Consider the following 25,737-nt stretch of genomic DNA (forward strand, 5'->3'; position numbering starts at 1 on the left):
TTTTTAATGTCCTGACTGTTCGATCCAGTCCTGTAATTTATCTTTTAAGGAATTAAAACCATTCGCATCGGATTCATCCACTCGATCCTGTAATGATTTTCGGGGTGGTGCGTCTTTTTTTCTTGCTGCTGGGCGCTCTTGTAAGGCACGAATCGATAAACTAATTTTTTCGGCCGCTTCATCGATTTCAAGTACCTTGACTTCAACCTCTTGCCCAACTGATAAAAACTCACTGACGTCTTTTACAAAGCCGTACGTAATTTCAGAAATATGCACGAGCCCTTGTGTATCGTCATCAAGTGCTACAAATGCACCGTACGGTTGAATACCTGTAACTTTTCCGGTCAATACGTCTCCTAATTCATATTTTTTTGCCATAACCTTTGCCCACTTTCTATATGTTTGCTACGTATATATCACGATAAATTATAACATACGTCAATAAGTGGGGCAAAAAATCATCCCATCAATCCATGATTGCTGTGATACGATAATTACCTTCCTCTGATTTTGAAAACTTGATGAGGAACTGCCTTCCGTACTTTTCCTGACTGCCTATAGCAACACGAGCAGCGACGGTAGGAAAAATTCCATTATATTCGCCTAGCTGACTAAAAACATCAAGACTCTGTATCGTTTGTAACATACTTGCATCCACTTCGGCTTCTGGTGTTAATAAAGCATTTTGCACTGCCTTATCGTCAATGGTCACAGCATATAAGTAAAGTGAGGCAATATTGATTGGGTGTAGTTGATTGATGATTGCTTCATCATTATTGTTTTTATATTGTTCATATATTCCTTTTATTTGTGCAATACGAGACTCATTCATATCGACAACATTAAAGTCACTGTCGTTAATAGTACCTGCTGTTTCTTGCCGTGTCTGTAAAAGTATTGTCCAGATATCATAAGGTTCCAGTTGTGATAATGTAGCGGAGTGCTGCATTTGCTGTAATTCTCCTAAAATAGTAGCAGCGGTCTTTTGCATTACTTCACCATACTTTCCACTAGCTACTTCCTCTAAAAATTTCATATAGTCCTGATGAGGTTGCCCGTCATTTGCTATGGCAGGATATTGTTTTGTACCTAGCAATAATACCACCCACGTATTTTTATAGGTTTCTTCTAAAAGCTTGTAATCAAGAGAACTAGCATTTACATCTGCAAGTAATGTACGTTCCATTATTTTAAGTGAGCGCGCCGTTTCTTCTCGCGTATATCGTAAGTCATCTGCCAATAATAAGTAACCCATTTTTAAATATTCGAAATACCCGAAAACGTCCGGATGTAATTGGTTGATATACTGCGGAGCAAATTCCCCATTGATTGGATTTGCTTTAAAATAAAACACGCCATTTCCATCCGTTTTCAACTCCATATATTGATTATTTGCCGCTTCAATAATAGCTTGTAAATTAGATGGATATTGTTCTACATCATCTTTTTCTTTTAATTGCTGTTGGTAAGGCTCAAGAAGCTTGCTATAAAAACGCTCCAATTCCTCTACGGAAATAACGTAGTTACTATAAACGGCAAACGATTCCTCAAAACTTAAATTTCTAAAAGTTTCTATCTTTTCTACCGCCCGCTTAGGAGTCATTAAACGATTCATTATATTTTCTTCCATAATTTCCACATAGTTTTCATCCGTTAATTTCAAATGCAAATTAGTCGTAAGATAAAAATCTAACATTGAATTTGCGTTTTTAATAAAATCAAAGTCTTCTAGCTCATCTTTGGTCACTTTTAATTCCTTTCTAATATCCTCCTTTTTACTATTAAATTTTTTCGTTAAGTAATCTGCTAACTCTTCCTCAACTGCCTTTTCAACAGGCACATCTTGTGTTACTTCACTGTGTGTATTTTCCTGTTGATTCAATGTATAAAACGATACCAAGAAACCAATTAGCAACACACTTGCAACGCTTGCTATCCATACTGCTGGCTTCTGCCATTTTACGGCTTGTTTTTGTTGTGCGGTAATCGATTGCTTAGGCAGTGCTTCTTCTTTTTCTTCTTCGATTTGCTTGAAAACATTATCGGGATTTAATTGAGGTTCCATTCGGTCGTATGATTTTTTCAACAGTGCCATACGCTTGTCAAATTGTTGATCATCCATTCTCAACACTCCCTTCCTGTGTCAAAGCTACTTTAAGTTTTTCTTTTGCCCGCAATATGCGTACTTTGACAGTGGATAACGAAATGCCAAGTACCTCGGCAATTTCCTCATACTTCAACTCATGAAAATAATACAAGACGAGCGGATAGCGATATTTTTCATCAAGTGCTTGAATGCTATGATGCAATACACGGTCTTCCTCAAAATTAAGGACATGCTTTTCAGCTGAAGGACTTGGGACTTGTCGCTGCGCGCTTAACAGCTCCTCCTTTGCTTGTTCACGTCGCTCTTTTCGATAATAATCACGGGTAGCATTAAGTGTGACTTTATAAAGCCATGTCGTAAATCGATCCTGCTTGAATTGATGTAAAAAACGGTATAGCTTGACAAAAACTTCTTGTGAAACATCCGCTAAATCACTACTATGTACGCCACATTGAAAGGCAAATTTTTCAACTGTTCGCTGATGGATGCGAATTAGTTCAATATAAGCTTCTTTATCACCTTGTTGTGCTCGCTCGATTAATTCCGTTTCATTCACTCGTTATCCCTCCTTTTCTATGTAACGACCTGTTCTTCCTAATTGTTACAATTTTAATTGTAACTGGCTAGCTTGAGAAAATCGCTAGAATTGATAGTAAATCATGCATTTCGTTTAAAGAATTCTACTTGTAGTAAGACGTTGGGGCGTAAAAAGTATTTATAATCAATTTTCAGAAATTTGCCTTGTGTTATGCCATATTTGCGGTAAAATAGAACTTTAGTATAAGGAGGCTTTATTTTCGTGTCATCTAGAGATCAATTTTCAACAAAAATTGGATTTATTTTAGCTGCTGCTGGTAGCGCCATAGGATTAGGCGCTATCTGGAAATTCCCCTATATGGCGGGAACCAACGGCGGAAGTGTATTTATTTTATTATTTATTTTATGTACATTTTTCATCGGTTTGCCGGTGTTAATTGCAGAATTTATGATTGGACGTCGTGGGCAAAAGGATGCTGTAACATCGTTCAAACAACAAGCCCCAGGAAAACCATGGTTTTTAATAGGATGGGGCGGCATGATTATTGCGGGTTTAATACTATCCTTCTATAGTGTAGTAGGTGGTTGGATTTTAAGTTATTTAGGACGTTCATTAACGTTTCAATTAACGAGCGATGGTCATAACGGGAATTATGCTGATTTGTTTGGCAATATTATCTCTAGCCCATTTGAAGCGGTACTTGTGCAAGGGTTATTTTTACTGTTAACGATTGCTATCGTATCTGGAGGTATTAAAGGTGGGATTGAAAAGGCAAGTACGTGGATGATGCCACTACTATTTATTTTCTTTATTGTGTTAGTAATCCGTTCCTTAACACTTGATGGTGCAATGGAAGGCGTAAAATTTATGTTTGTACCTGACTGGTCTTACTTAAATGCTGAAACATTTTTAAAAGCGCTTGGACAAGCATTCTTCTCCTTAAGTGTTGGTATAGCTGTTATGATTACGTACGCATCGTATCTCCCTAAAACCGAAAAAATCGGTAATTCAGCCATTAATGTAGCATCTATGAATATTATTATTTCGCTTCTTGCAGGTTTAGTTATTTTCCCAGCTGTATTCGCGCTAGGCTATACACCCGACCAAGGGCCAGGGCTTGTTTTTATTATCTTACCTGCTGTTTTTGAGCAATTGCCACTTGGAGGCATATTCCTAACGATTTTCTTTATTCTTTTACTGTTTGCTACAGTGACTTCTTCGATTTCAATGTTAGAAATTGTAGTAGCTATCGCCATTGGAGACAAACCCGACAAGCGTAAAAAAATCGCATGGATTGGTGGACTTATTATTTTCATCTTCGGAATTCCGAGTGCCCTATCTTTCGGTATTCTATCAGATGTCAAAATATTAGATCGTTCCATTTTTGATTTTGTAGACTTTATTACAAATAGTGTCGGCATGCCAATCGGTGCCTTACTGATTTCTATTTTTGCAGGCTATTATTATACAAAGGATATTTCTCGTAAAGAGCTTGCTTCCTCAAGTCTACTGTTTAACACTTGGTATATTTTAATTCGTTATGTGTCACCTATTGCGATTTTGCTTATTTTTATCCAAGGTATTTTGCCGTTATTTCAATAAGAAAGTGAGGTTGTCTAAAAACAGAAGACAACCTCACTTTTATAAGGAAGCAGCTTTCGTGCAATCATTTGCACACAAACCTTTCCAATAAAAAAACACTATATGTCGATTTAAATAATACATTTTGCTTCAAACTTAATGGCCAGTAGTTTATATGAAATGGCAACACAATCTTCAATTGGAATCCACTGTTCAAACGAGTGCTCGTAAGTTTCTTGAATGACCTTCGCAAGAGCAGATGGGTCATCAATACTTTGTAGTGCTGCAACAACATCTGCTGTTTCTGTATCATAATGCTCAGCACCTAAGTGGAAAGGATCCCACTCTGCTAGCAGATGCACGGCTGTTCGATTCATTTTTATATTATCCAAAATACTCACCTATTATCCTTTAATCTTAATAGGTATGATACCATAGTAAAAAAAAAAGAAAAGAGGGATTTGCTTGTCGATTTTCGATCAAACTTTAAATCGTCGTTGTACTAACTCAGTAAAATGGGACGCAATGGAGAAAATTTATGGATTAAGCGATACAACAGAAATATTACCAATGTGGATAGCGGACATGGACTTTGCTCCACCTTCTGCAGTTGCAGCAGCACTGCAAAAACATGCTAAAGAGGCGATTTTTGGCTATAGCTATGTAGGCGAAGAAGCAAAACAAGCGATTGTAGATTGGCAAAAAAGCCGATACAATTGGCACATTGAGCAAGAAGCCATTTCTTTCAGCCACGGTGTCGTATCAGCTTTGGCAAATATTTTGACTGCACTGACTCAACAAGGCGATAAAGTGCTTATTTCTACTCCCGTCTATCCGCCATTTTTTAATATCCCTAAAAGTAATGGCCGTGAAGTGGTTACTTGCCCTTTAGTCGAGCAAGATGGAACATTTGTCTATGATTTTGAGGCTTTTGAACAGGCACTTGCCCAAAACGTTAAAGCATACATATTGTGTAACCCACATAATCCAGGAGGCTATGTATGGGACGAAGCTACATTAAAAGAAATTATTCGATTATGTGCAAAATATGATGTGCTCATTATTTCAGACGAAATTCATGCTGATTTAATGTTAGATGGTGCACAACATACTCCGCTTGCAAAACTAGCAGGAGATGAAATTAATCGTGTTATTACCTGTATGGCACCGACTAAAACATTTAATCTTGCAGGAATTCAAGTTGCTTATATTATTACGACAGATAAGAAAAAGCAGGTGCTTTTAGAGGCGGTTAATATGGCTTGCGGGCAAGGTTCATTGAATAGCTTTGCTCCTGTAGCACTGCAAGCAGCCTACACAGAAGGATTACCATGGCTAGAAGAGTTACTTCTTTATATTTCCAATAATATGAATTATGTTATAGCCGAGTTAACGCAATTGCCAGGCATACACATTGCAAAGCCTCAAGGTACGTACTTATTGTGGATTGATTGCCGCCAACTAGGTCTCCCTGAAAAAGAATTAATGCAACGTTTGCTTGAAGTTGGAAAACTTGCACTAGAACCTGGTTCAAAATATGGTGAAGAAGGTCGTGGCTTCCTGCGCATGAATGTAGCTTGCTCATTTGATACGGTAAAAGATGCCGTTGCTCGTTTTAAGCTCGCATTGTCATAGTGCCAGTCACTCACACAATTGTGAATTTTCAAGCTATGGCTTACACTGTGCCTGCTGTCAGGATGTATATAAAAAGACTATAGACAAACTCGGAAAATCTCAAGTTTGTCTATAGTCGGAGGCACTCTTTTGCAGAGTGCTTTTTTTAATTGTGTCTATTGTTGGTGCTGTTTCTCTCAGCTAAAATACGTGCTTCGATTTCCTTAGATTTTAATTCCTGCTTTTTAGAAATTTTACGGAAAATCATAAATACGCCTATACATAAAATAAGCATAATTAAAAATTCAAAAGCTGCTGGAATATACGCTGATTTATCTTCTGGGAAATATAAAAATTGATACATCAAATGTTCCATATTTTCTACACGTCCTTACAATAATTATTCAAAAACTGTAATTGACTCGATTTTCACATCTTCAACAGGTTTATCACGGAAGTCTTTTTCTACTTCAGCAATTTTATCAACGATATCCATACCTTCTACAACATGACCAAATACAGAATGTTTATGGTCTAACCATGGTGTTCCACCATTTTGTGCATATGCCTCAATAATTTCTTCTGGGAAACCAGCACCTTGTAATTGACGAAGCATATCACTTGGAAGATGCTTCATTTGTACGATAAAGAATTGAGAACCGTTTGTGTTTACACCAGAATTTGCCATTGATAGTGCGCCACGTAGGTTAAATAATTCATCAGAAAACTCATCTTCAAATGAGTTACCCCAAATTGACTCTCCACCCATACCTGTACCAGTAGGGTCACCGCCTTGAATCATAAAATCTTGAATAACACGGTGGAAAATAATACCATCATAATAACCTGATTTTGCATGCCCTAAGAAGTTTTCAACTGTTTTTGGTGCTTGTTTTGGGAACAATTTAATTTTTAATGCACCTAACGTTGTTTTCATTTCTACTAGTACTTCGCCTTCTTGTACTTCAGTTGTTAATTGTGGAAACATTGGAGTCTCTCCTTTAAATGTAAATTTCAGTTTCAACGAAAATGATTATACCTTATCATTTCTGACCTCATATTAGTCTAACATACTTCCTAGCTGTTTTCTCCATCAAAGTATTGACGAATTTTGCAATTTTACAATCGTTTAGTCAATTATGTTTGTGAAAATCTAAAAACTTCTGTGTAGTAACAATGGTAGTATAACCCAAAATCATGTTGGAATGACAGACGACCTCAAGGCAATTGTTATTTTGTAATTTAGTATTGTGTAAATAGGTCTGAACGAGTATTTGGAATACATCCAAAATATGCTATTCTGATGAAAGACTTATTTTCAAAGTTGGAGGCATATATGAAAAAAGTTTTTGGTTTTATTATTGTAACGCTATGTTTACCTACCATTTGGTGGATTGGTACAAATATACGAGCAGAGCTGAGTACAGCACAAGCCCACGAACAACAAATTCAGAAGAAAATTGAGGTTCCCGAAGTACAGGTACAGCTTCCTGTCACATTAGTTGATCAGAACAGCCAAACCTTTAGTGAGGAATATGTCGAATGGCGACAACCTTTAACTTTACAAGAAATTCCACAAATTGCCCAGGAAATTTTTATTGCTAGTGAGGATGCAGACTTTTATAATCATGTAGGCTTCGATCTTAGCGCTATCCTACGCGCGGTGGTTGCTAACTCAAACACCAATTCAGCTTCACAAGGAGGCAGTACCATTACCCAACAGCTTGTTCGTATGCGTTATTTATCTGATGAAAAAACATACGAAAGAAAACTAACAGAGCTATTTTATGCCTATGAACTTGAAAAGAAATACGATAAAGATGCCATTTTAACGATGTATTTAAATGAATCCTATTTTAGCAATCAAGTTTATGGAATAGGTAGTGCAGCAAGCTATTATTTTCAAAAACCTATCCAAGAATTATCGATTGCACAGATAGCGTTTATTTCAGCTATCCCTAACAATCCTTCTCTTTATAACCCTTTAAAACATTTTGATGATACCAAGGCAAGACAAGAACGTCTACTTGATACACTCGCGACAAGTGGTGTTATTACAAAAGAAGATGCAGTTACGTTTAAAGCAGAACCAATCACTTTAAATGTTAAGAACAAGGTACAAAGCTATCCAATGTATAGTACTTACGTTCTTCAAGAGTTACGCTGGCTAGTAGCCGAGAAGGAAGGCTATACAGATCGACTGCTCAACACGCAAAGTGAAGAAGAAAAGAAAACTATTCAAGCACAACTAGACAATCGACTTAATACTTTATATCAGAATGGTTTAACTATTTATACTGCACTGGATCCAACTAAACAGAATCATGATGAAGAGCGCATAACTGCTATTTTAGGCAATGGCCAATTACAGGCGGCGGGTGCTGTTATTAACAATTCATCTCGTGAAGTCGTCAGCCTCTATGCTGGAAAAAATTATGAAAAGTTTGATTATCATCGAGCCTATCAAGGTCCGCGACAGCCAGGGTCAGCCTTTAAGCCACTTGCTGTCTATGCACCCTATTTTGAAACAACAACTCATACGCCAGACTCCATTGTCAATGGTGGGCGCTATTGTGTCGGTTCTTTTTGTCCTCAAAATTATGGAGGATATAACTACGGTGATGTGACAATTCATACAGCATTCCGGAATAGTTACAATACGTCCGCTCTTCGCATTTTTAACGCTGTGGGGGTAGATACAGCTTTCAGTTATCTTGATCGCTTCCATTTCCGTTCCATGGTGGCAAAGGATCATACTTACGCTGCTTCATTAGGTGGATTAACATATGGCGTCACTGCTCTTGAACTTGCAGATGCCTATACAAGCTTTATCGATGGCTCTTATGTGCTAGCCCACAGTATTCGAAAAGTAACAGCTAATGATGGCACTGAGCTATATAGTTGGGACAAGGCACGTGACCAGATTTGGTCGCCTAAAACCGTAAAATATATGCGTGGGCTGCTTGCAGAAGTTGTCTCAAATGGTACGGGGCAAGGGGTTTATAGCAATAGTAGCTATGTTGGGGCTAAAACAGGTACGACAAATGATTACCGTGATTATTGGCTAGCTGGTTTAAATGACCAATATACCGCTGCCGTGTGGCTTGGCTATGATAAACCACAGCCAATGGAAAAACTAGAAGCGTACAAAATTCATCACAAACTCTTTAATGTTTTACTAGAGTAATTTTCTATTAGTGTATCAGCGCCAATTGTTTCGGTGAATTGTTTCGGTGACTGGCACTAGCATAAAAAACCCACTTCGTTTTCTGCAGGCACATTATCAGCCTTCGCAGGAGTCAAAGTGGGTTTTTACTTAGAAAAAATTCAGAATTTTTTGGGTGACTGGCACTTTATTTGGCAAATGGGAGACTTGCTAGTACGCCGTTGTACAATTTTAAAATGACATAAACTAATAACGAGAATAATAATGTCCACATGAAAAGCTCAAATATAAGTAATCCAATTGTTCCACCCATAGACATATAAAGGCTCATTTTATAAATACGATAAATAAAATATATAAAGACCGTTAATACAAAAATACCTGCCAATACATAGATAGATTGAATTGCAAAGGCAGAACACATTGCACCAATAAATAAAATGACGTAGCCTCCACGTGCTTGACTCACAGCAGCCCCTTCATTGTCCTTCGAAAAAAACAACATTCCTAGTTCATGAATTGTTTCACCAACTAGTTTGAGTGCTGAAAAAGCCATAAAAAAGATAAGCGCAAACACAATGAGTAACAATACACGTAATTCAAAATCTGATAAAAATTCTCGCATTCCAGAATAAACACCGATTGCTTGAAACAACTGTAATGCTTCACCTACGGCATACATGCCGAACGTTAAACTAAATAATAAAATTGTAATTAATGGTAAATAACCATATATGTAAGGGTTCCTCATAAAAAATTTTTTTCCTCTGTTTTTTTTGATAACTTCCTATTTATAATATAGCTAAAATTCTCCTTGTATCCAAGCTAAATCCTACGAGTCGATATGCATTCCCTACAAAAGTACGTTATAATTATTACACTTACCTGCATAAAGGAGGATTTTTTTGTTACAAGTACTCTATATTTTCATCCCGATGCTTGCTGCAATTTTTGTGCCTTTTATATATAAAAGCATTAAAAATATTCACACAGGCTGGTTTGTTCTTGCAGTACCTGCTACACTCGCCGTGATTTATGCTACTTATATAGCGAGAGTTGCAAAAGGCGAAGTATTTTATGATGGAATTCCATGGATACCATCACTTGATATTTCTGTTGTATCTTATTTAGACGGACTTAGTTTATTATTTTCATTACTAATTACTGGAATTGGCTCACTTGTTGTGCTTTACTCCATTTTCTACTTAGATAAACATAAAGAAAAACTACATAATTTTTATGTTTACTTATTACTATTTATGTCTGCTATGCTCGGTGTTGTACAATCAGACCATTTAATTACTTTGTACTTTTTCTGGGAATTAACATCTATTTCATCGTTCCTATTGATTGGTTATTGGTACACACGCGATGCTTCTCGCTTCGGTGCACTAAAATCGATGATGATTACCGTTTTTGGCGGCTTAATGATGTTAGGAGGATTTATCCTTCTTTATTTAATGGGTGGAACATATTCAATCCGTGAACTTATTGCAATGGCACCAAACTTAGTGCAACATCCGTTATTCATTTGGGCCCATATATTATTGCTGTTTGGGGCGTTTACGAAATCTGCACAATTCCCATTTTATATTTGGTTACCGGATGCAATGGAGGCTCCGACACCTGTCAGCGCATATCTTCACTCTGCAACAATGGTAAAAGCAGGTATTTACTTAGTTGCTCGCTTTACACCGATTTTTGCAGCTTCTGAACTTTGGATTTGGCTTGTTACAGGGGTTGGTCTGCTAACGCTCTTCTGGGGTTCGTTCTTTGCAGTAAAGCAAACCGATTTAAAAGGTATTCTTGCCTTTTCTACTGTCAGTCAGCTTGGGCTAATTATGTCATTACTAGGAGCTGGTGCAGTTGCATTTCATGTAAATGGTGCAGCAGACTCAATGTTTAAATATGCAGCTTTTGCAGCCATTTTCCACTTGATTAACCATGCAACATTTAAAGGTAGCTTATTTATGATTGCTGGGATTATCGATCATGAAACAGGTACACGCGATATACGTAGACTTGGCGGATTAATGAGCATCATGCCTCTTAGTTTTACGGTTGCGGCGATCGGTAGTTTTTCAATGGCAGGATTACCACCATTTAATGGCTTCCTAAGTAAGGAAATGTTTTTAACAGCTATGTTATCACTTCAGAATTTCGAATTTTTCGGCTTTGATACATGGGGCGTGCTGTTCCCAATTGTTGCTTGGATTGCGAGTATTTTTACGTTTATTTATAGCTTTTACTTTGTTTGTAGAACATTTACAGGAAAATATAAACCAGAACTTTACGCTCATAAACCACACGAAGCTCCGATAGGCATGCTTATATCGCCGATGATTTTAGCATCATTAGTGGTGATTATTTTCTTCATTCCGAATCTTATTGGTGATACGTTTGTGAAGCCGGCTGTACAAGCTATTCAGCCGTTTTTATATAATGCACCTGAAGATATCAACATTCACGTGTCAGCTTGGCATGGCGAAATTACACCAGAATTAGTTATGACAATAGGCATTGTTATTATAGGTGTCTTATTATTTGTTGCCTTACCTAAATGGCAAGGCATCTACAAGCTATTCCCGCGTGCTCTTACGTTCAATAATGCCTATGACCAAATGATGCTTGCTTTAGATGTAGGGTTAAATCGTGTATCACGTCTTTATATGACAGGGTCAATGCGTCACTATCTACTGTATATGTTTAGTGGCATCACAGCGATTTCAATTGGAACCTTATTTGTAAAAGATGCCTTTTCACTATCTTTTGAAGGTACAGCACCAATTCGCTCATACGAACTAATTTTAATTGTCGTGTTAATGATTGGAACAGCGATCACAATTTTTGCAAAATCACGACTGACAGCAATTATTGGACTAGGCTCTGTCGGTTATACTGTTGCATTATTCTTTGTTATTTTTAATGCACCTGATTTAGCGTTAACTCAACTAGTTATTGAAACCATTTCGGTTGCGTTATTTTTATTGGCGTTTTATCATCTTCCGAAGCTTGGCAAGCGCGAAGAACGCATGCGCTTTCAATTAAATCGGGCGATTATTTCAATCGCAGTTGGTGTGATGGTGACACTTATCGCATTATCTGCACATTCGCAAAAACTTGTGCCGACCATCTCAAAATATTATGAAGAAACCGTTTATTCTAAAGCGGGTGGCGGTAATATTGTCAATGTGATTTTAGTAGACTATCGTGGCTTTGATACATTATTTGAAATTACAGTATTAGGTATTGCAGGTATGGCAATTTTAGCAATGATTAAGCTGCGTATGAATAGAAAGGAGAAACCACATGAAAACAAATGATGTGATTATACAATTTACAGCTAAAATTGTATTCTTCATTATTTTCTTCTTCTCCATTCATATCTTCCTAGCTGGTCATTATACACCCGGTGGCGGCTTTGTCGGGGGGCTTTTAACATCCAGTGCCATTGTACTGTTAGTCCTTGCCTTTGATTTAAATACAGTGCGAAATGTTTTACCGATAAACTACACGTATTTAACGGCTACGGGCTTATTATTGGCATTTGCGACAGCCGCATTCCCGATGTTTTTAGGAAAACCATTTTTTACACATTTCTTTGATTATTTCGAATTGCCGCTTCTAGGTAAGCAGTCTTTGCACACAGCAATGCTGTTTGACAGCGGTGTTTACTTGGTTGTTGTTGGCGTTACGATGACCATTATTCAAACGATTGGAGAGGATGAATAATGGAAATAATTATGGCGTTTGTCATTGGCTTTCTGTTTATGGCAGCGGTTTATTTAATATTATCGAAAAGCTTATTACGCATTATTATTGGTACGGGACTTTTAAGCCATGGTGCCCATTTACTTATTTTAACAATGGGTGGATTAACAGGTGAGGCACCCCCTGTTTTAAAAGAAGGAGCCAAAACGTTTGCTGATCCTTTACCGCAGGCATTGATTTTAACTGCGATTGTTATTAGCTTCGGGGTAACGGCTTTCTTCCTAGTACTTGCCTATCGCTCCTATCAAGAGCTTGAGACAGATGATATTAGCTTAATGAGAGGAAGTGATGAGGATGAATAACTTCCTTTTACTGCCGATTATCATTCCGTTCTTCTTCGGTATGATTTTAATGTTTGGGCAAAAAAATTTAAAATACCAGCGTTCGTTTGCTTTACTGGGCATCCTACTTGCTTTTGTTTCAGCCGTTTCGCTCTTACTAAAAGTTAAAAATGATGGCATTCAGAAAGTCACGTTTGGCAATTGGCCAGTACCATACGGTATTACAATGGTTTCTGATATGATGTCAGCACTGTTAGTAACTACATCATTACTCATTGCATTTTTTGTTGTCTGGTACGGCTTTGGCTCTATTACAAAAGAGCGTGAACGCTTTTTCTATTACCCTGGTATGATGTTTATTTTAACTGGTGTAAATGGTGCCTTTACGACAGGAGATATTTTCAACTTATTTGTATTCTTTGAAGTACTCTTAATGGCGTCGTATTTACTCATTGTGCTAGGTGGAGAAAAAGGACAACTGAAAGGCTCCATTAAATATATTTTAATTAATGTTATTTCTTCTGCTTTGTTTGTTATTACGGTAGCCTACCTTTACTCGGTTGTGGGTACACTAAATATGGCAGACATCGCAGTAAAGATTAGCGATATTCATCAGCCAGGTATTATAACCGTAATTGCTGTTTTGTTTTTAATGGTTTTTGGACTAAAAGCAGCCATATTCCCACTTTACTTCTGGCTTCCAACTTCTTATGCTGCTGCACCTATTCCCGTGTTAACACTTTTCGGTGCACTGCTTACTAAAGTTGGCGTTTATGCGATTACGCGCACATACACATTATTTTTTGTACACGATTTATCGTATACACATGATTTACTAATGGTGCTAGCCATTGGAACAATTATTGCTGGCTGTATCGGGGCACTAGCCTATTTCGATGTCAAGCTCATTATTATTTACAACATCGTGATTGCAGTAGGTGTCATTTTGTTTGGTGTTTCCCAAATGAATGAAATGGCGCTAAAGGGCGCAATGTTCTATTTGATACATGACATGCTTATAAAAGCAGCCCTCTTTATGTTAATTGGTATTGTCATCTACATTACCGGTACATCAGATTTACGTAAAATGGGCGGTCTTATGAAAACATATCCTGCTCTTGGATGGTTCTATTTAATTGCTGCCTTTGGTTTAGCTGGGATTCCTCCACTTAGTGGTTTCGTTGGAAAGCTTTTAATTGTGCAGGGGGGCTTTGAGGCTGGCAGTATGTGGAGTAGTATCTTTATTTTAGCCTCCTCTTTACTTGTCCTACTGTCGGTTATTCGTATTTTCCTATATGCCTTCTGGGGAGAGGAAAAGGAAACTAAGGGAACTGTCGATAAAAAAGTCTATACTACACTTTTTGTGCCGACTGTCCTATTAGTGCTTATTACGGTTGCCTATGGTGTTGGTTCGGAATGGATGACACCATTTATGAATGATGCTGCAAAACTTTTAAATGACCCATCTATTTATATAGATGCTGTAATGAAGGGGGATTAGAGCTATGGCATTTCAAATTATTTTAAATTTTGCTCTTGCCTTCGTTTGGATGTTCCTTTCATCTAATTACACAGCAACAGGCTTTATAGTAGGCTTCATCCTTGGTATTGTATTGCTCGTCATTATGAGAAGATTTTTCTTTACACGTCTCTATTTATTTCGAGTATGGGCAATTATTAAACTCACTGTTCTCTTTTTCAAGGAATTAATATTAGCCAATATTCAAGTATTGAAAGTTGTATTAAAGCCCAAGCTGGACATGCAACCTGCCTTCTTTGCTTACCCAACTGTATTGAAAGAAGACTGGGAAATTACATTACTATCAAGTCTCATTACATTAACTCCTGGGACTGTTGTAGTGCATGTTTCAGATGATGCTAAAACATTGTTTGTCCATGCTATTGATATTAGTGATGTAGATGATGCCATTGCATCCATTCGCGACTCTTTTGAAAAAGCTATTTTGGAGGTGAGTAAATCATGATGACGTTTATTATTGCAGCGATCGTAGTGATTTGCTTATCGATGATTGCAGTGATTTACCGTATGGTGAAAGGACCCTCTGCATCAGATCGTGTCGTAGCACTTGATTCCTTAGGTGTATCACTTATTTCTTTAATCGCGTTATTTTCAGTTTTAGTGGAAACAAGCTTCTTCCTAGAAATTGTTTTATTATTAGCGATATTATCATTCATCGGTACTGTTGCTTTCTCTAAATTTATAGAGAAAGGAGATATCATTAAACGTGACAATTCTCGCTAATACGTTAGTTATTTTATTTATTTCGATTGGTGTACTATTTATCGTTGTAACAGCTATTGGGCTGATTCGATTACCTGATTTGTACACACGGGCACATGCCGCATCTAAAAGTGCCACACTTGGTGTTATGTGTGTGTTGGTAGGTGTATTCTTTTATTTTTGGCTGATCGAGGATCATTTTAACCCACGTATTTTATTAGGTATTTTGTTTCTATTCATAACTGGACCTGTCGGAGGACATATTATGACTCGTTCCTCCTACATAGCAGGTGTTAAGCCATGGAAAGGAACCGTACGTGATGAACTAGGGCCAGAAATTGAGAAAATGAAAAAAGAACAAGGTATTAAATAACCAAAGTTGAGACAAAAATGAAAAAGTGTTAGATTGACTACAATCAATCTAACACTTTTTTGCTATATCTTTGTCTGTTACGGTCGCTGTTTCTCCTGCCCAATCATTGCTCTAGGGCAAACATTGAAATTGTTTGAGTGACTGGCACGCTTTAAATATAGCCTTTATCCGTTAGAAACGTTGTTAACTGCTCTACACAGTCCTCAATAGAATAGCGTTCAGTATCCAAAATAAATTCGGGATGTTCAGGTTCTTCATAGGGCGCACTAATACCTGTAAAATTAGCAATTTCCGCATTGCGCGCTTTTTTATATAGACCTTTTGGATCGCGTTGTTCACATGTTTCTACGGAGCATTTCACATACACTTCTAAAAATTCCCCCTCTTCCACTAGCTGTCGAACGACTTGACGATCTTGTCGATAAGGTGAAATAAAGGCTGTGAGTACAATTTGACCACTCTCCACAAAAAGCTTAGAAACTTCTCCGATACGTCGTATATTTTCCTTACGGCTCACTTCGTCAAAGCCTAAATCATTATTTAAGCCATGTCTTACATTATCACCATCTAATACGAACGCCTGATTACCTCGCTCAAATAATGTACGTGCAAACGCATTTGCTACGGAAGATTTTCCTGATGCCGATAATCCTGTAAACCATAAAATAAAGCTGTGATGTTTGTTTTGCGTGCGACGCTCTGTTTTCGTAATAGAAGCTTCATGCCATACGATATTAGAACTCATTTTAATACCTCCTTACGCATGCCTTTTATTAGTACATCGACAACCTCTTTACGGCTAAATGTACTTGGAGGCACTTCTCCATTACGGAGCATTTCCCGGACTTTCGTTCCTGATAAAATTACATGTGATGCACTATCATGCGGGCAAGTTTTTGTAGTTGCCATGCCTTCACATCGAGTGCAATAAAAACTATGTTCAAACTTTAAAGGCACAATCCCAAGTTCATCTTCGGTAAATTGTTCAAAGATTTTTTGCGCATCATATGTGCCATAATAGTCCCCTACACCTGCATGGTCACGTCCAACAATAAAATGGGTACAGCCGTAATTTTTCCGCACTAGTGCATGGAAAATGGCTTCCTTAGGCCCTGCATAGCGCATAGCCGCTGGGAACACACCTAATTGCACACGACTTTGAGGATAGTAATTTTCCAAAAGCACTTCATAACTCTCCATACGTATAGCGGCAGATACATCATCCGACTTCGTTTCACCGACTAATGGATTTAAAAATAAGCCATCAATTGTTTCTAATGCCGCCTTTTGAATATATTCATGCGCACGGTGAACAGGATTACGCGTTTGAAAGCCCACAATTGTTTGCCACCCTTTGTCTTTAAACAACTGCCTTGTTTCTGTTGGATCAAATGAATACGTAGGGAATATTTGCTCTAGACGTTTAATTAACGTAATTTGACCACCAACATATATCCCCTGCCGTTCATGTAACTTTTTCACTCCAGGATGGGCTAAGTCTTGTGTACCGTAAATAAGTAGTGCCTCTTTTTGCTTATCTGGTTCATATATATCCTCGATATGAATCACACCATAGACATCATTACCATAGATTAATTTTGCTTCATCACCTGGTTGTAAAGTTGCTGCTAAGGCCTGATCAACAGGCAGTGTGATCGGTATACTCCAAACAATGCCAGAGGCCAACCTTGTATGTTCAACAACAGATTCATAATCTTCTTTAGTTAAGAAACCGTCGATTGGGCTATACCCTCCAATTGCGATTAATTCTAAATCACTTAACGCAATGGTATCCAAAACAATCTCCTTCTCAATATGTACTACTGATTTTTGTGGATTATAAGCTTGCACTAAAGTGCCGCCATGTGGTTGTAAACTCATTCAATATTCCCCCTATTTTTATTCAAATACTATGTTTTATATTTAAATGCCTTCACCTGCATCGTATATTGAGCGTTCTTCTTCACGCATTGTTCGCATTAAACTAATAGCACCAAGCGTTCCGATTATAACGCTCCCCATAATGACGATGGCATATAAATCTTTCTCCATAAATAACTGAATTAGACTATAAGAAATCGCTAATGAAAAAATGGGTGATACAATCCAAATACACATGATTTTCTTTACGATATGTTTATGAAAAATTTGTTTACCGCTTTTCGCCATTCCGATACCAATAATAGAAGAGGAAGTTACTTGCGTTAATGGTACAGGTAAGCCAAACAATGAACTAATACCAACAAGCAAGGCACCTGTAGTTGAAATAAGAATGCCTTCAGCTTTTTCAAAACGCACTATCTTTTTGCCATTTGTTTCAAGTACACGTCTTCCTAGCAACAACGCCCCTAGTGCAACAAAAGCACCGCCTAGCCAAATACCCTTTGTCACCGTAATCATACCAGCACCAACAAGTGAGCCTACTGCATTGGCAACATTATTCATCCCTGCTGAAAAAGCTTCGAAAAATCCAGCAAATATGAGTAGCACTGTTAAAATTGGGTGGTTTTTCAAAAAGCTCTTCCCTTGAAATTTATACAGTACTTTGCCAACTATAAAGGCAATGACAAACGCTATAACAGGAACGATTACCCAAAAGGCCATAATCACGAGCAATGATTTGACATATAGCACGCGGTAGGCAATTCCTACACCTACGACCGCTCCGACGGTTACTTCACTCGTCGATAAGGGAATGCCTAACAAATTGGCAAGAAACAACGCACTTGTCGCAGAAATTAATATAATGATGACGATTTTTACAGTAATATACTGTTGTGGCATAATCCCTGAACTGATAGTCTTGACAACTTCACCGCCACCCAATATAGCGCCTGCCAAAACCCCTACCGCACAAATTAACAATGCGTGCCATGCTTTTTTTATAGCGCCTGCCCCATAAGCAACACCCATGGATGCTGCTGCACCACTTGCCCCAATATTCATTGCAAAAAATAAACTTATAGCTATTGCAATATATTCCAGCATGATTTAAACGCCCCTATTCATGTAACCCACATTCAGTTTTACCCGTTCCTTGCCATCTACCTGCACGTAAATCATCCAACGTAAATGCAGGTTGTGTGCAGTGTTCACAGCCAATACTCGGATAGCCTTGATCGTGTAATGGATTGTACGTTAAATTATGCTTGGAAACATAACGCCATATATCTTTCCATGACCAATGAATAAGCGGGCAAATTTTAATGGATTTAAATTTGTCATCACGATTGATAAAATTTGTCTGTTGCCGAGTTGGCGATTGTTCTCTGCGCAACCCTGAAATCCAAGCTTTTGCTCCTGATAACGCCTCATGTAACGGCTTTATTTTTCGGATGTCACAGCACTGATTAGGATTGGACTTCCATAATTCATCGCCATATTGCGCCTTTTGCTCCTCAAGTGTCAGCTTAGGCTTTTGCAGTATAATCGTTAGCTGCGGATAGTTTGCTTTTACTCGTTCAATCGTGTCATACGTTTCTTTGAAATGGACATCTGTGTCTAAAAAAACAATCGTAGCATTTGGCTTTACTTTTGAAATCAAATCAATCAACACAATTCCCTCAATACCAAAGCTACACGCATATACAATCTCATCGCCATATTGTGCATAGCTCCAGCGTAACACCTCAAGTGCACCCTTATAGGATTCATCCACTTCAAAATTAATCGTTGGCTCCTGCCAAGTTGCATACGTTAACATAAAATCCCCCTCGAAACATTTTCGGATATAGAAAAAGGCGTTTTAACAACAGATACAATAATGCATTGTACCTTCGTTAAAACGCCTCTAGTTTGACTAGCCAGCATATATGATGATTGTAAACTAGTAATCTTGTACCTCATTCAACAATCACTTTTCTTATTACCCAATATATACTAAATTACACCTAGTAGTCAACTAGGTTTTGTAAAAATATAAACATATTTAAAGAATGTCATTTTGCATCTCTTTAAACTGTCACTATCGTTACATACAAATAATTTTATTCATAAAAAGAGTCTTTTGCTACTCGTTACTGGACTTAGGGAAAAACCTATCTAAAATTTTAAATATTTTTCAATTCCTTGTTGACTAATAGGAAATATATGTTTAATGTGGTACTAAGCTAAAAAACAAAACATGCTGATCAGATTATCTGAAGGCCATCTCCTTAACATGTGTTGATACATGTTGAAGAGATGGTCCTTTTGCATTTTGTAAGAAAAAGGAGAGATTTTCAATGTACAAAAGAAAAACTATTTTTCAAACAATTGTACTCTTATCAGGGTTAACAATTATGTTAACAGGATGTAATAGCACGTCCAAAGACAACAATACAACTTCGCAAGACACACAAAAAACAGTTGAGTTACTAAATGTATCTTATGATCCAACACGTGAGCTTTACGATGAATTTAATCAAGACTTTATCGCGAAGTGGAAAAACGAAACAGGTCAAGAAGTAAAAATTCATCAATCACATGGTGGCTCGGGTAAACAAGGGCGTGCGGTTATTGATGGTCAAGAAGCCGATGTTGTCACATTAGCACTTGCTTACGATATTGATGAAATTGCCCAAGCTCGTAGTCTACTAAACAAAGACTGGCAAACAGAATTTGAAAATAATTCTACACCCTATACTTCTACCATTGTTTTTTTAGTAAGAAAAGGCAATCCAAAAGGGATTCAAGATTGGGATGATTTAGTAAAAGACGATGTCTCAGTCATAACGCCAAACCCAAAAACTTCAGGTGGTGCCCGTTGGAATTACTTAGCCGCATGGGGCTATGCAGCGAAGTTGTATAACAATGACGAGAAGCAAATAAAAGATTTTATGAAGGCTTTGTATCGCAATGTAGAGGTACTTGATTCTGGTGCTCGCGGCGCCACGACTACTTTTGTTGAAAGAAAAATTGGTGATGTGTTAATTGCCTGGGAAAATGAAGCTTATTTATCACTTAATGAATTAGGGAAAGATGCATTCGAAATTATTACACCTTCTTTAAGTATTTTAGCAGAGCCTCCTATAGCAATCGTTGACAAAATTGTTGATAAAAAAGGGACGCGTAAAGTCGCAGAAGCATACCTACAACATTTATATAGTGACATCGGTCAAGAGATTGCTGCGAAAAACTACTATCGACCACGCAATGAAGATATATTAGCAAAATACCAAGCGCAATTCCCTAAGCTTGAACTTATTTCCATTGAAGACTTTGGGGGTTGGACAGAAGCTCAGACAACACATTTTAAAGATGGTGGTACATTCGATGAAATTTACGTTCCACAATAAGGAGGCATATGATGACTAGCCTAACATTTAAAAAGAAGCCGGCTCGTGTTATTCCCGGCTTCCACCTTTCACTTGGTTATACGATGCTCTACGTAAGCTTGCTTGTACTCTTACCTTTAGCAATGATTTTCATTCAGACAATGTCGTTAAGCTGGGCAGAGTTTACCGCAATTGTCACCGACCCTCGAGCAATTGCCTCTTATAAGTTAAGCTTTGGCACTGCACTTGCTGCTGGTTTAGTAAACGTTGTGTTTGGCACCATTATCGCTTGGGTACTCGTACGCTACCACTTCCCGTTTAAACGTATTATTGACGGTCTTGTAGATTTACCATTTGCTTTACCTACGGCAGTAGCAGGTATTGCTTTAACATCGCTATATGCACCAAATGGCTGGATTGGACAGTTTTTCAATTTTAAAATCGCCTTTACACCACTCGGTATTATAATTGCTCTAACATTTATCGGTCTTCCATTTGTTGTGCGTACTGTGCAACCTGTTTTACAAAATATTAGTGTAGAAGTTGAAGAAGCCTCAGCAAGTTTAGGGGCTACACGTCTGCAAACTGTATGTAAGATTATTTTCCCTGAACTTGCACCAGCCATTTTGACTGGCTTTTCATTAGCCTTTGCACGTGCATTAGGGGAATACGGTTCAGTTGTCTTTATCGCTGGTAACATGCCGATGAAGACAGAAATTACACCGTTAATCATTATGACAAAGCTTGAACAATATGACTATGCGGGTGCCACGTCTATTGCCGCTGTTATGCTAATTACATCCTTTGTCTTATTATTTACGATTAATCTTATTCAATGGCTAGCAAATCGCCGCTTTATACATTAGGAGGTATTTATGGATCAGTCTACGATTATTGAACCTTTGGCTCCACAAACACGGATTGTAGCAGCAAAGCCCGCTGCCTTACAGGAGCCTCGCTTCTTTCGTTATGTATTAACATTTATTGCACTGGCATTTTTAGCATTTTTTATCGTTCTCCCCTCGTATCGATTTTTATTACTACTTTCAAAAGGGGCAGACGTCTACTTTGCAGCAATCGCACATCCAGATGCTTTAGCTGCTATTCAGTTGACCTTAACAGTAGTAGCCATTGCCGTTCCTTTAAATGCCATTTTCGGCATTATGGCTGCTTGGGCATTAACGAAATTCAATTACAAAGGTAAAAATTTATTATTAACAGTAATTGACTTACCTTTTGCTGTATCGCCCGTTATTGCAGGCTTAGTATTTATCTTGCTATTTGGTGCACAAGGACTATTTGGAGATTGGCTATTTGCTAATGATATTAAAATTGTTTTTGCCTTACCTGGCATTGTGCTTGCGACTATATTTGTAACATTGCCTTTTGTTGCACGTGAGCTTGTCCCGTTAATGCAAGCACAAGGGAACGCTGAAGAAGAAGCTTCTATTTCTCTTGGTGCAAATGGCTTTAAAACCTTTTGGTATGTAACATTACCCAATATTAAATGGGGATTATTTTATGGTTTGATTTTATGTAATGCACGTGCCATTGGTGAGTTTGGAGCAGTTTCTGTCGTCTCGGGTCATATTCGAGGCATGACGAATACTATGCCGCTTCATATCGAAATTTTATACAATGAATACCAATTTTCAGCAGCTTTTGCTGTTGCTTCATTGATGAGTGTGTTAGCGATTATTACGTTAGTTATAAAAGATATTGTTGCATGGAAATCGAAATCAATTTAAAGGAGGTATTCTTGCGTGAGCATTCAAATTCAAAATGTTTCTAAGAAATTTGGTTCTTTTCAAGCTTTACAAGATGTATCCATCGATATTCAATCTGGTGAATTGGTAGCGCTACTAGGCCCTTCTGGTTCTGGTAAAACGTCTTTACTGCGCGTGATTGCAGGGCTTGAAGCATCGGATGTCGGCGAAATCTTATTTGACGGCCAAACGATTACTAATCGTCACCCGAAGGAACGAAACGTAGGCTTTGTCTTTCAACACTATGCGCTCTTTCGCCATATGACGGTCTTCGATAATGTTGCCTATGGGTTGAAAGTACGACCACGTAAAACAAGACCTTCCAAAGCAGAAATAACCGATAAAGTAATGACCCTACTGCGACTTGTTAAACTAGACAATTTTTCGGATCGCTATCCAACACAGCTATCTGGTGGGCAACGTCAACGGGTTGCACTTGCACGTGCACTTGCTGTGGAACCTAAAGTCCTTTTACTAGATGAACCATTTGGAGCACTTGATGCAAAAGTGCGTAAGGAATTACGGCGTTGGTTGCGGAAGTTACATGATGATTTTCATATTACAAGTATTTTTGTTACGCATGACCAAGAAGAAGCACTCGATGTCGCAGATCGTATCGTCGTGATGAACAACGGCAAAATTGAGCAAATTGGAAGTCCAGATGAAGTGTACACCCACCCTAAAAGTCCATTTGTTTATGATTTTTTAGGTAATGTTAACCTCTTTAAAGGGCGTTTACATAACGGTAAGTTGACACATGGAGAATTTGCCATTGATGTGCCAGATACGCATGCCCATACACAAGAAGATGCAGTAGGCTATGTACGACCACACGATATACAAATTGAAAAAACAGCGGTGGCTGGCACTGTCCCCGCCCATATCAGCCATATTCATTTGCTTGGACCGATTGTCCAAATTGAACTCCGTCGTTGTGACATGGATGAATTTTTAGAAGCAGAACTGACAAAAGAACAATTTTTAAGTCTTCATCTTAACGTAGGTGACAATGTATTTGTGCGACCAAAGCAATTAAAAGTATTTATCCCAGAAGATTATTCTATTTAAAAAACTCGGACAAAAAAGAAAAGTGTTAGATTGACTACCTTCAATCTAACACTTTTTGCTATGTCGTTCATGTCCGTTATGGCAGAAGTTCTTACCGCCAAAGTGTTTGCAAGGGCACACGTAAGCCGCAACACTCGCTGACGCGAGCCTGTTGCGGCTTACATCTTGCGCTATTTCACAGGAGCCTTCGTGAATATTTAGGCAATAGAATTCAGAATTGTTTGCGTGCCAGGCACCCTCCTTTTACTCCTTATGAAATTCTCGACCATCAAAGACGGCTGTTACATAACCTGCACGAATTACAAAATCCCCGAAATGCTCGCCCTCTAAACGATCTTTTGCATAGTGCAGCAAAATTGGACGTAGTTCGGCTAAAATTTCTTCTTCCCCAATATTTTCGCGATAAATTTTATTTAAACGATTACCTGTAAAGCTTGCGCCAAGATACATGTTATATTTTCCTGGACTTTTGCCGATAAAGCCGATTTCACCCATTGCAGCGCGTGAGCACCCATTTGGGCAACCCGACATACGAATAACAATTTCCGTATCATGTAAACCCGCTTCATCGATAATCGTATCAATTTTCGTAATGAGTGAAGGCAAATAACGTTCTGCCTCTGCCATTGCTAAACCGCAAGTAGGCAACGACACACAAGCAATGGAATTACGGCGCAGCGCTGAATAGTGGGCCCCGTCTGTTAACTTATACTGCTCAATAAGCGCAGCAATGATTTCCTTTTGCTGTTGCGATACATTGCCAATCATTAAGTTTTGATTTGGTGTTAACCGGAAATCTCCGGTATGCACTTTGGCAATTTCTCGTAAACCTGTTAACAGCTCATAATCCTCAAAATCTTTAATGCGCCCATTTTGAATAAATAGCGTATAATGCCATTTACCATTTGCACCTTTAATCCATCCAAATTCATCGCCCGTTCGGTCAAATGTAAATGGACGCTCCGCTTGTATTTCCCACCCTAGCCGACGATGTAATTCTGCTTTAAACCAGTCGAGTCCACGTGCATCAATTGTATATTTAAAACGGGCATTTTTACGAATTGAACGATTACCATAATCACGTTGTATCGTAATAATTTTCTCTGCCGTCTCAAGTAATTTATCAGGCGTTATAAAGCCAATCATACGCGCAAGCTGTGGATACGTTTCATGATCACCATGTGTCATCCCCATACCACCACCAACTGCTACGTTAAAACCTACAAGCTCATCATCTTCAACGATTGCAATAAAGCCAATATCTTGTGAGTAAACATCGACATCATTGCTCGGTGGAATCGCAATACCAATTTTAAATTTACGAGGCAAATATTGTGCACCGTAAATTGGCTCGATTTCTTCTTCTTGGCTATCCACTACTTTTTCGCCATCTAGCCATAACTCGTGATAGGCACGTGTTCTTGGCAATAAATGCTCACTTAACTTTGCTGACCAATTGTAAATTTCCTCGTGTAATGCTGATTGATTGGGATTGACATTACACATTACATTACGGTTGACATCCCCACATGCAGCAAGAGAATCTAAAAGTACTTCATTTATTTCTTGCATATATTTTTTGACATTCCATTTTAAAATCCCGTGCACTTGGAATGCCTGACGTGTTGTTAATTTTAATGAACCATTGCCATATTTTCTTGCCATCTCATCCATAACAAGCCACTGTGCAGGTGTTGCCGCACCACCAGGTGTACGTACACGCACCATAAACTGATACGCGGGCTCTAATTTTTGACGTTGCCGTTCATTTCTTAAATCTCGATCATCCTGTAAATAACTGCCATGAAATTTCATTAAGCGATTATCATCTTCAGGAATACCTGAACTTAAAGGTTCGTTCATTGTTCTTTCTAATGTTCCACGCAAGTAATTACTATCGCTTTTAATACGCTCAACATCGCTTGGTGTTCCAGGTTGTGGGGGTAAAATAATTTTTCCAGTCATTTATCTCGCT

26 protein-coding genes are annotated in these 25,737 nt (G+C 38.1%); 14 read left to right on the top strand and 12 right to left on the bottom strand.

What is annotated here, in order from left to right; translation table 11 throughout:
* Positions 1–3: 3 nt before the first annotated feature.
* The 3 genes from yugI to LO754_RS18330 form a co-directional block, all read right to left on the bottom strand.
* Positions 4–378, bottom strand: coding sequence for a S1 domain-containing post-transcriptional regulator GSP13 (gene yugI, locus LO754_RS18320; protein ID WP_024364883.1), 375 nt, complete (start codon positions 376–378; stop codon positions 4–6).
* 88 nt (positions 379–466) lie between these two features.
* On the bottom strand, positions 467–2,122 hold the full coding sequence (locus LO754_RS18325) for a hypothetical protein (protein ID WP_231784967.1): 1,656 nt from the start codon (positions 2,120–2,122) through the stop codon (positions 467–469).
* Positions 2,115–2,663 (bottom strand): RNA polymerase sigma factor, encoded by a 549-nt coding sequence (locus LO754_RS18330; protein WP_229387462.1) that lies wholly within the window; start codon positions 2,661–2,663, stop codon positions 2,115–2,117. The genes LO754_RS18325 and LO754_RS18330 overlap by 8 nt, the downstream gene beginning before the upstream one ends.
* Before the next feature lie 243 nt (positions 2,664–2,906).
* Here LO754_RS18330 and LO754_RS18335 point away from each other — a divergent pair, with 243 nt between their 5' ends.
* On the top strand, positions 2,907–4,247 hold the full coding sequence (locus tag LO754_RS18335) for a sodium-dependent transporter (RefSeq protein WP_231784968.1): 1,341 nt from the start codon (positions 2,907–2,909) through the stop codon (positions 4,245–4,247).
* Between the two features lie 110 nt (positions 4,248–4,357).
* Here the strand turns inward: LO754_RS18335 and LO754_RS18340 are convergent, their stop codons facing one another.
* Positions 4,358–4,618 carry a DUF1871 family protein gene (locus tag LO754_RS18340; RefSeq protein ID WP_024364879.1) on the bottom strand — a complete coding sequence of 87 codons (261 nt, stop codon included), beginning with the start codon at positions 4,616–4,618 and terminating at the stop codon, positions 4,358–4,360.
* A 73-nt stretch (positions 4,619–4,691) separates the two neighbouring features.
* Between LO754_RS18340 and LO754_RS18345 the strand changes: the two genes are divergently transcribed.
* A complete protein-coding gene (locus LO754_RS18345; protein WP_231784969.1) occupies positions 4,692–5,861 on the top strand; it encodes a MalY/PatB family protein in 1,170 nt (389 codons plus the stop codon).
* A 145-nt stretch (positions 5,862–6,006) separates the two neighbouring features.
* On the opposite strand, the gene LO754_RS18350 is transcribed toward LO754_RS18345, so the two are convergent.
* Both LO754_RS18350 and LO754_RS18355 read right to left on the bottom strand, forming a co-directional pair.
* Complete coding sequence (locus LO754_RS18350; protein ID WP_025220379.1) at positions 6,007–6,216, bottom strand: hypothetical protein; 210 nt, start codon at positions 6,214–6,216, stop codon at positions 6,007–6,009.
* Between the two features lie 24 nt (positions 6,217–6,240).
* Positions 6,241–6,828 carry a peptidylprolyl isomerase gene (locus LO754_RS18355; RefSeq protein ID WP_231784970.1) on the bottom strand — a complete coding sequence of 196 codons (588 nt, stop codon included), beginning with the start codon at positions 6,826–6,828 and terminating at the stop codon, positions 6,241–6,243.
* A gap of 348 nt (positions 6,829–7,176) precedes the next feature.
* On the opposite strand from LO754_RS18355, the gene LO754_RS18360 reads away from it, so the two are divergent.
* On the top strand, positions 7,177–9,027 hold the full coding sequence (locus LO754_RS18360; RefSeq protein ID WP_231784971.1) for a transglycosylase domain-containing protein: 1,851 nt from the start codon (positions 7,177–7,179) through the stop codon (positions 9,025–9,027).
* A gap of 166 nt (positions 9,028–9,193) precedes the next feature.
* On the opposite strand, the gene LO754_RS18365 is transcribed toward LO754_RS18360, so the two are convergent.
* The gene (locus LO754_RS18365; protein WP_024364874.1) at positions 9,194–9,757 is read right to left on the bottom strand and encodes a DUF5366 family protein; all 564 of its coding nucleotides are present in this window, start codon (positions 9,755–9,757) and stop codon (positions 9,194–9,196) included.
* A 154-nt stretch (positions 9,758–9,911) separates the two neighbouring features.
* On the opposite strand from LO754_RS18365, the gene LO754_RS18370 reads away from it, so the two are divergent.
* From LO754_RS18370 to mnhG, 7 genes are read left to right on the top strand one after another with little or no spacing between them, the layout of a single operon-like run.
* Positions 9,912–12,329, top strand: coding sequence for a Na+/H+ antiporter subunit A (locus LO754_RS18370; protein ID WP_305068868.1), 2,418 nt, complete (start codon positions 9,912–9,914; stop codon positions 12,327–12,329).
* Positions 12,316–12,738, top strand: coding sequence for a Na(+)/H(+) antiporter subunit B (locus LO754_RS18375; RefSeq protein ID WP_024364872.1), 423 nt, complete (start codon positions 12,316–12,318; stop codon positions 12,736–12,738). Before LO754_RS18370 ends, LO754_RS18375 begins: the two co-directional genes overlap by 14 nt.
* Positions 12,738–13,079, top strand: coding sequence for a Na(+)/H(+) antiporter subunit C (locus LO754_RS18380; RefSeq protein ID WP_024364871.1), 342 nt, complete (start codon positions 12,738–12,740; stop codon positions 13,077–13,079). The genes LO754_RS18375 and LO754_RS18380 overlap by 1 nt, the downstream gene beginning before the upstream one ends.
* The gene (locus LO754_RS18385) at positions 13,072–14,559 is read left to right on the top strand and encodes a Na+/H+ antiporter subunit D (protein WP_108030981.1); all 1,488 of its coding nucleotides are present in this window, start codon (positions 13,072–13,074) and stop codon (positions 14,557–14,559) included. Before LO754_RS18380 ends, LO754_RS18385 begins: the two co-directional genes overlap by 8 nt.
* Positions 14,560–14,563: 4 nt before the next feature.
* Entirely contained in the window at positions 14,564–15,043 is a 480-nt protein-coding gene (locus LO754_RS18390) for a Na+/H+ antiporter subunit E (protein ID WP_024364869.1), read from the top strand.
* Entirely contained in the window at positions 15,040–15,321 is a 282-nt protein-coding gene (locus LO754_RS18395; protein WP_024364868.1) for a Na(+)/H(+) antiporter subunit F1, read from the top strand. The genes LO754_RS18390 and LO754_RS18395 overlap by 4 nt, the downstream gene beginning before the upstream one ends.
* On the top strand, positions 15,305–15,673 hold the full coding sequence (mnhG, locus tag LO754_RS18400; protein WP_024364867.1) for a monovalent cation/H(+) antiporter subunit G: 369 nt from the start codon (positions 15,305–15,307) through the stop codon (positions 15,671–15,673). Before LO754_RS18395 ends, mnhG begins: the two co-directional genes overlap by 17 nt.
* A 151-nt stretch (positions 15,674–15,824) precedes the next feature.
* Here the strand turns inward: mnhG and cysC are convergent, their stop codons facing one another.
* Genes cysC through LO754_RS18420 form a run of 4 tightly spaced genes read right to left on the bottom strand, consistent with a single transcriptional unit; the run spans position 15,825 to position 19,376 of the window.
* Positions 15,825–16,418: an adenylyl-sulfate kinase gene (gene cysC, locus LO754_RS18405; RefSeq protein ID WP_025220383.1), complete on the bottom strand. Its 594-nt coding sequence runs from the start codon at positions 16,416–16,418 to the stop codon at positions 15,825–15,827.
* Positions 16,415–17,554, bottom strand: coding sequence for a sulfate adenylyltransferase (gene sat / locus LO754_RS18410; protein ID WP_231784972.1), 1,140 nt, complete (start codon positions 17,552–17,554; stop codon positions 16,415–16,417). Before sat ends, cysC begins: the two co-directional genes overlap by 4 nt.
* Positions 17,555–17,596: 42 nt before the next feature.
* A complete protein-coding gene (gene cysP / locus LO754_RS18415; RefSeq protein ID WP_231786356.1) occupies positions 17,597–18,658 on the bottom strand; it encodes a sulfate permease in 1,062 nt (353 codons plus the stop codon).
* A gap of 16 nt (positions 18,659–18,674) precedes the next feature.
* Entirely contained in the window at positions 18,675–19,376 is a 702-nt protein-coding gene (locus LO754_RS18420; RefSeq protein ID WP_231784973.1) for a phosphoadenylyl-sulfate reductase, read from the bottom strand.
* 520 nt (positions 19,377–19,896) lie between these two features.
* Here LO754_RS18420 and LO754_RS18425 point away from each other — a divergent pair.
* The 4 genes from LO754_RS18425 to LO754_RS18440 are packed head-to-tail and all read left to right on the top strand — an operon-like array spanning position 19,897 to position 23,762.
* Positions 19,897–20,949, top strand: a complete 1,053-nt coding sequence (locus LO754_RS18425; protein WP_231784974.1) for a sulfate ABC transporter substrate-binding protein — start codon at positions 19,897–19,899, stop codon at positions 20,947–20,949.
* Positions 20,950–20,960: 11 nt separating this feature from the next.
* Entirely contained in the window at positions 20,961–21,794 is an 834-nt protein-coding gene (cysT, locus tag LO754_RS18430; RefSeq protein ID WP_024364861.1) for a sulfate ABC transporter permease subunit CysT, read from the top strand.
* A 9-nt stretch (positions 21,795–21,803) separates the two neighbouring features.
* Positions 21,804–22,676: a sulfate ABC transporter permease subunit CysW gene (gene cysW, locus LO754_RS18435; RefSeq protein ID WP_231784975.1), complete on the top strand. Its 873-nt coding sequence runs from the start codon at positions 21,804–21,806 to the stop codon at positions 22,674–22,676.
* Positions 22,677–22,691: 15 nt separating this feature from the next.
* On the top strand, positions 22,692–23,762 hold the full coding sequence (locus LO754_RS18440) for a sulfate/molybdate ABC transporter ATP-binding protein (RefSeq protein ID WP_024364859.1): 1,071 nt from the start codon (positions 22,692–22,694) through the stop codon (positions 23,760–23,762).
* Positions 23,763–24,005: 243 nt separating this feature from the next.
* Here the strand turns inward: LO754_RS18440 and cysI are convergent, their stop codons facing one another.
* Positions 24,006–25,727 carry an assimilatory sulfite reductase (NADPH) hemoprotein subunit gene (gene cysI / locus LO754_RS18445; RefSeq protein ID WP_231784976.1) on the bottom strand — a complete coding sequence of 574 codons (1,722 nt, stop codon included), beginning with the start codon at positions 25,725–25,727 and terminating at the stop codon, positions 24,006–24,008.
* Positions 25,728–25,737 lie beyond the last annotated feature (10 nt).

Source organism: Lysinibacillus sp. GJ-1 (assembly GCF_021166035.1).
In the GTDB taxonomy this organism is placed as follows: domain Bacteria; phylum Bacillota; class Bacilli; order Bacillales_A; family Planococcaceae; genus Lysinibacillus; species Lysinibacillus sphaericus.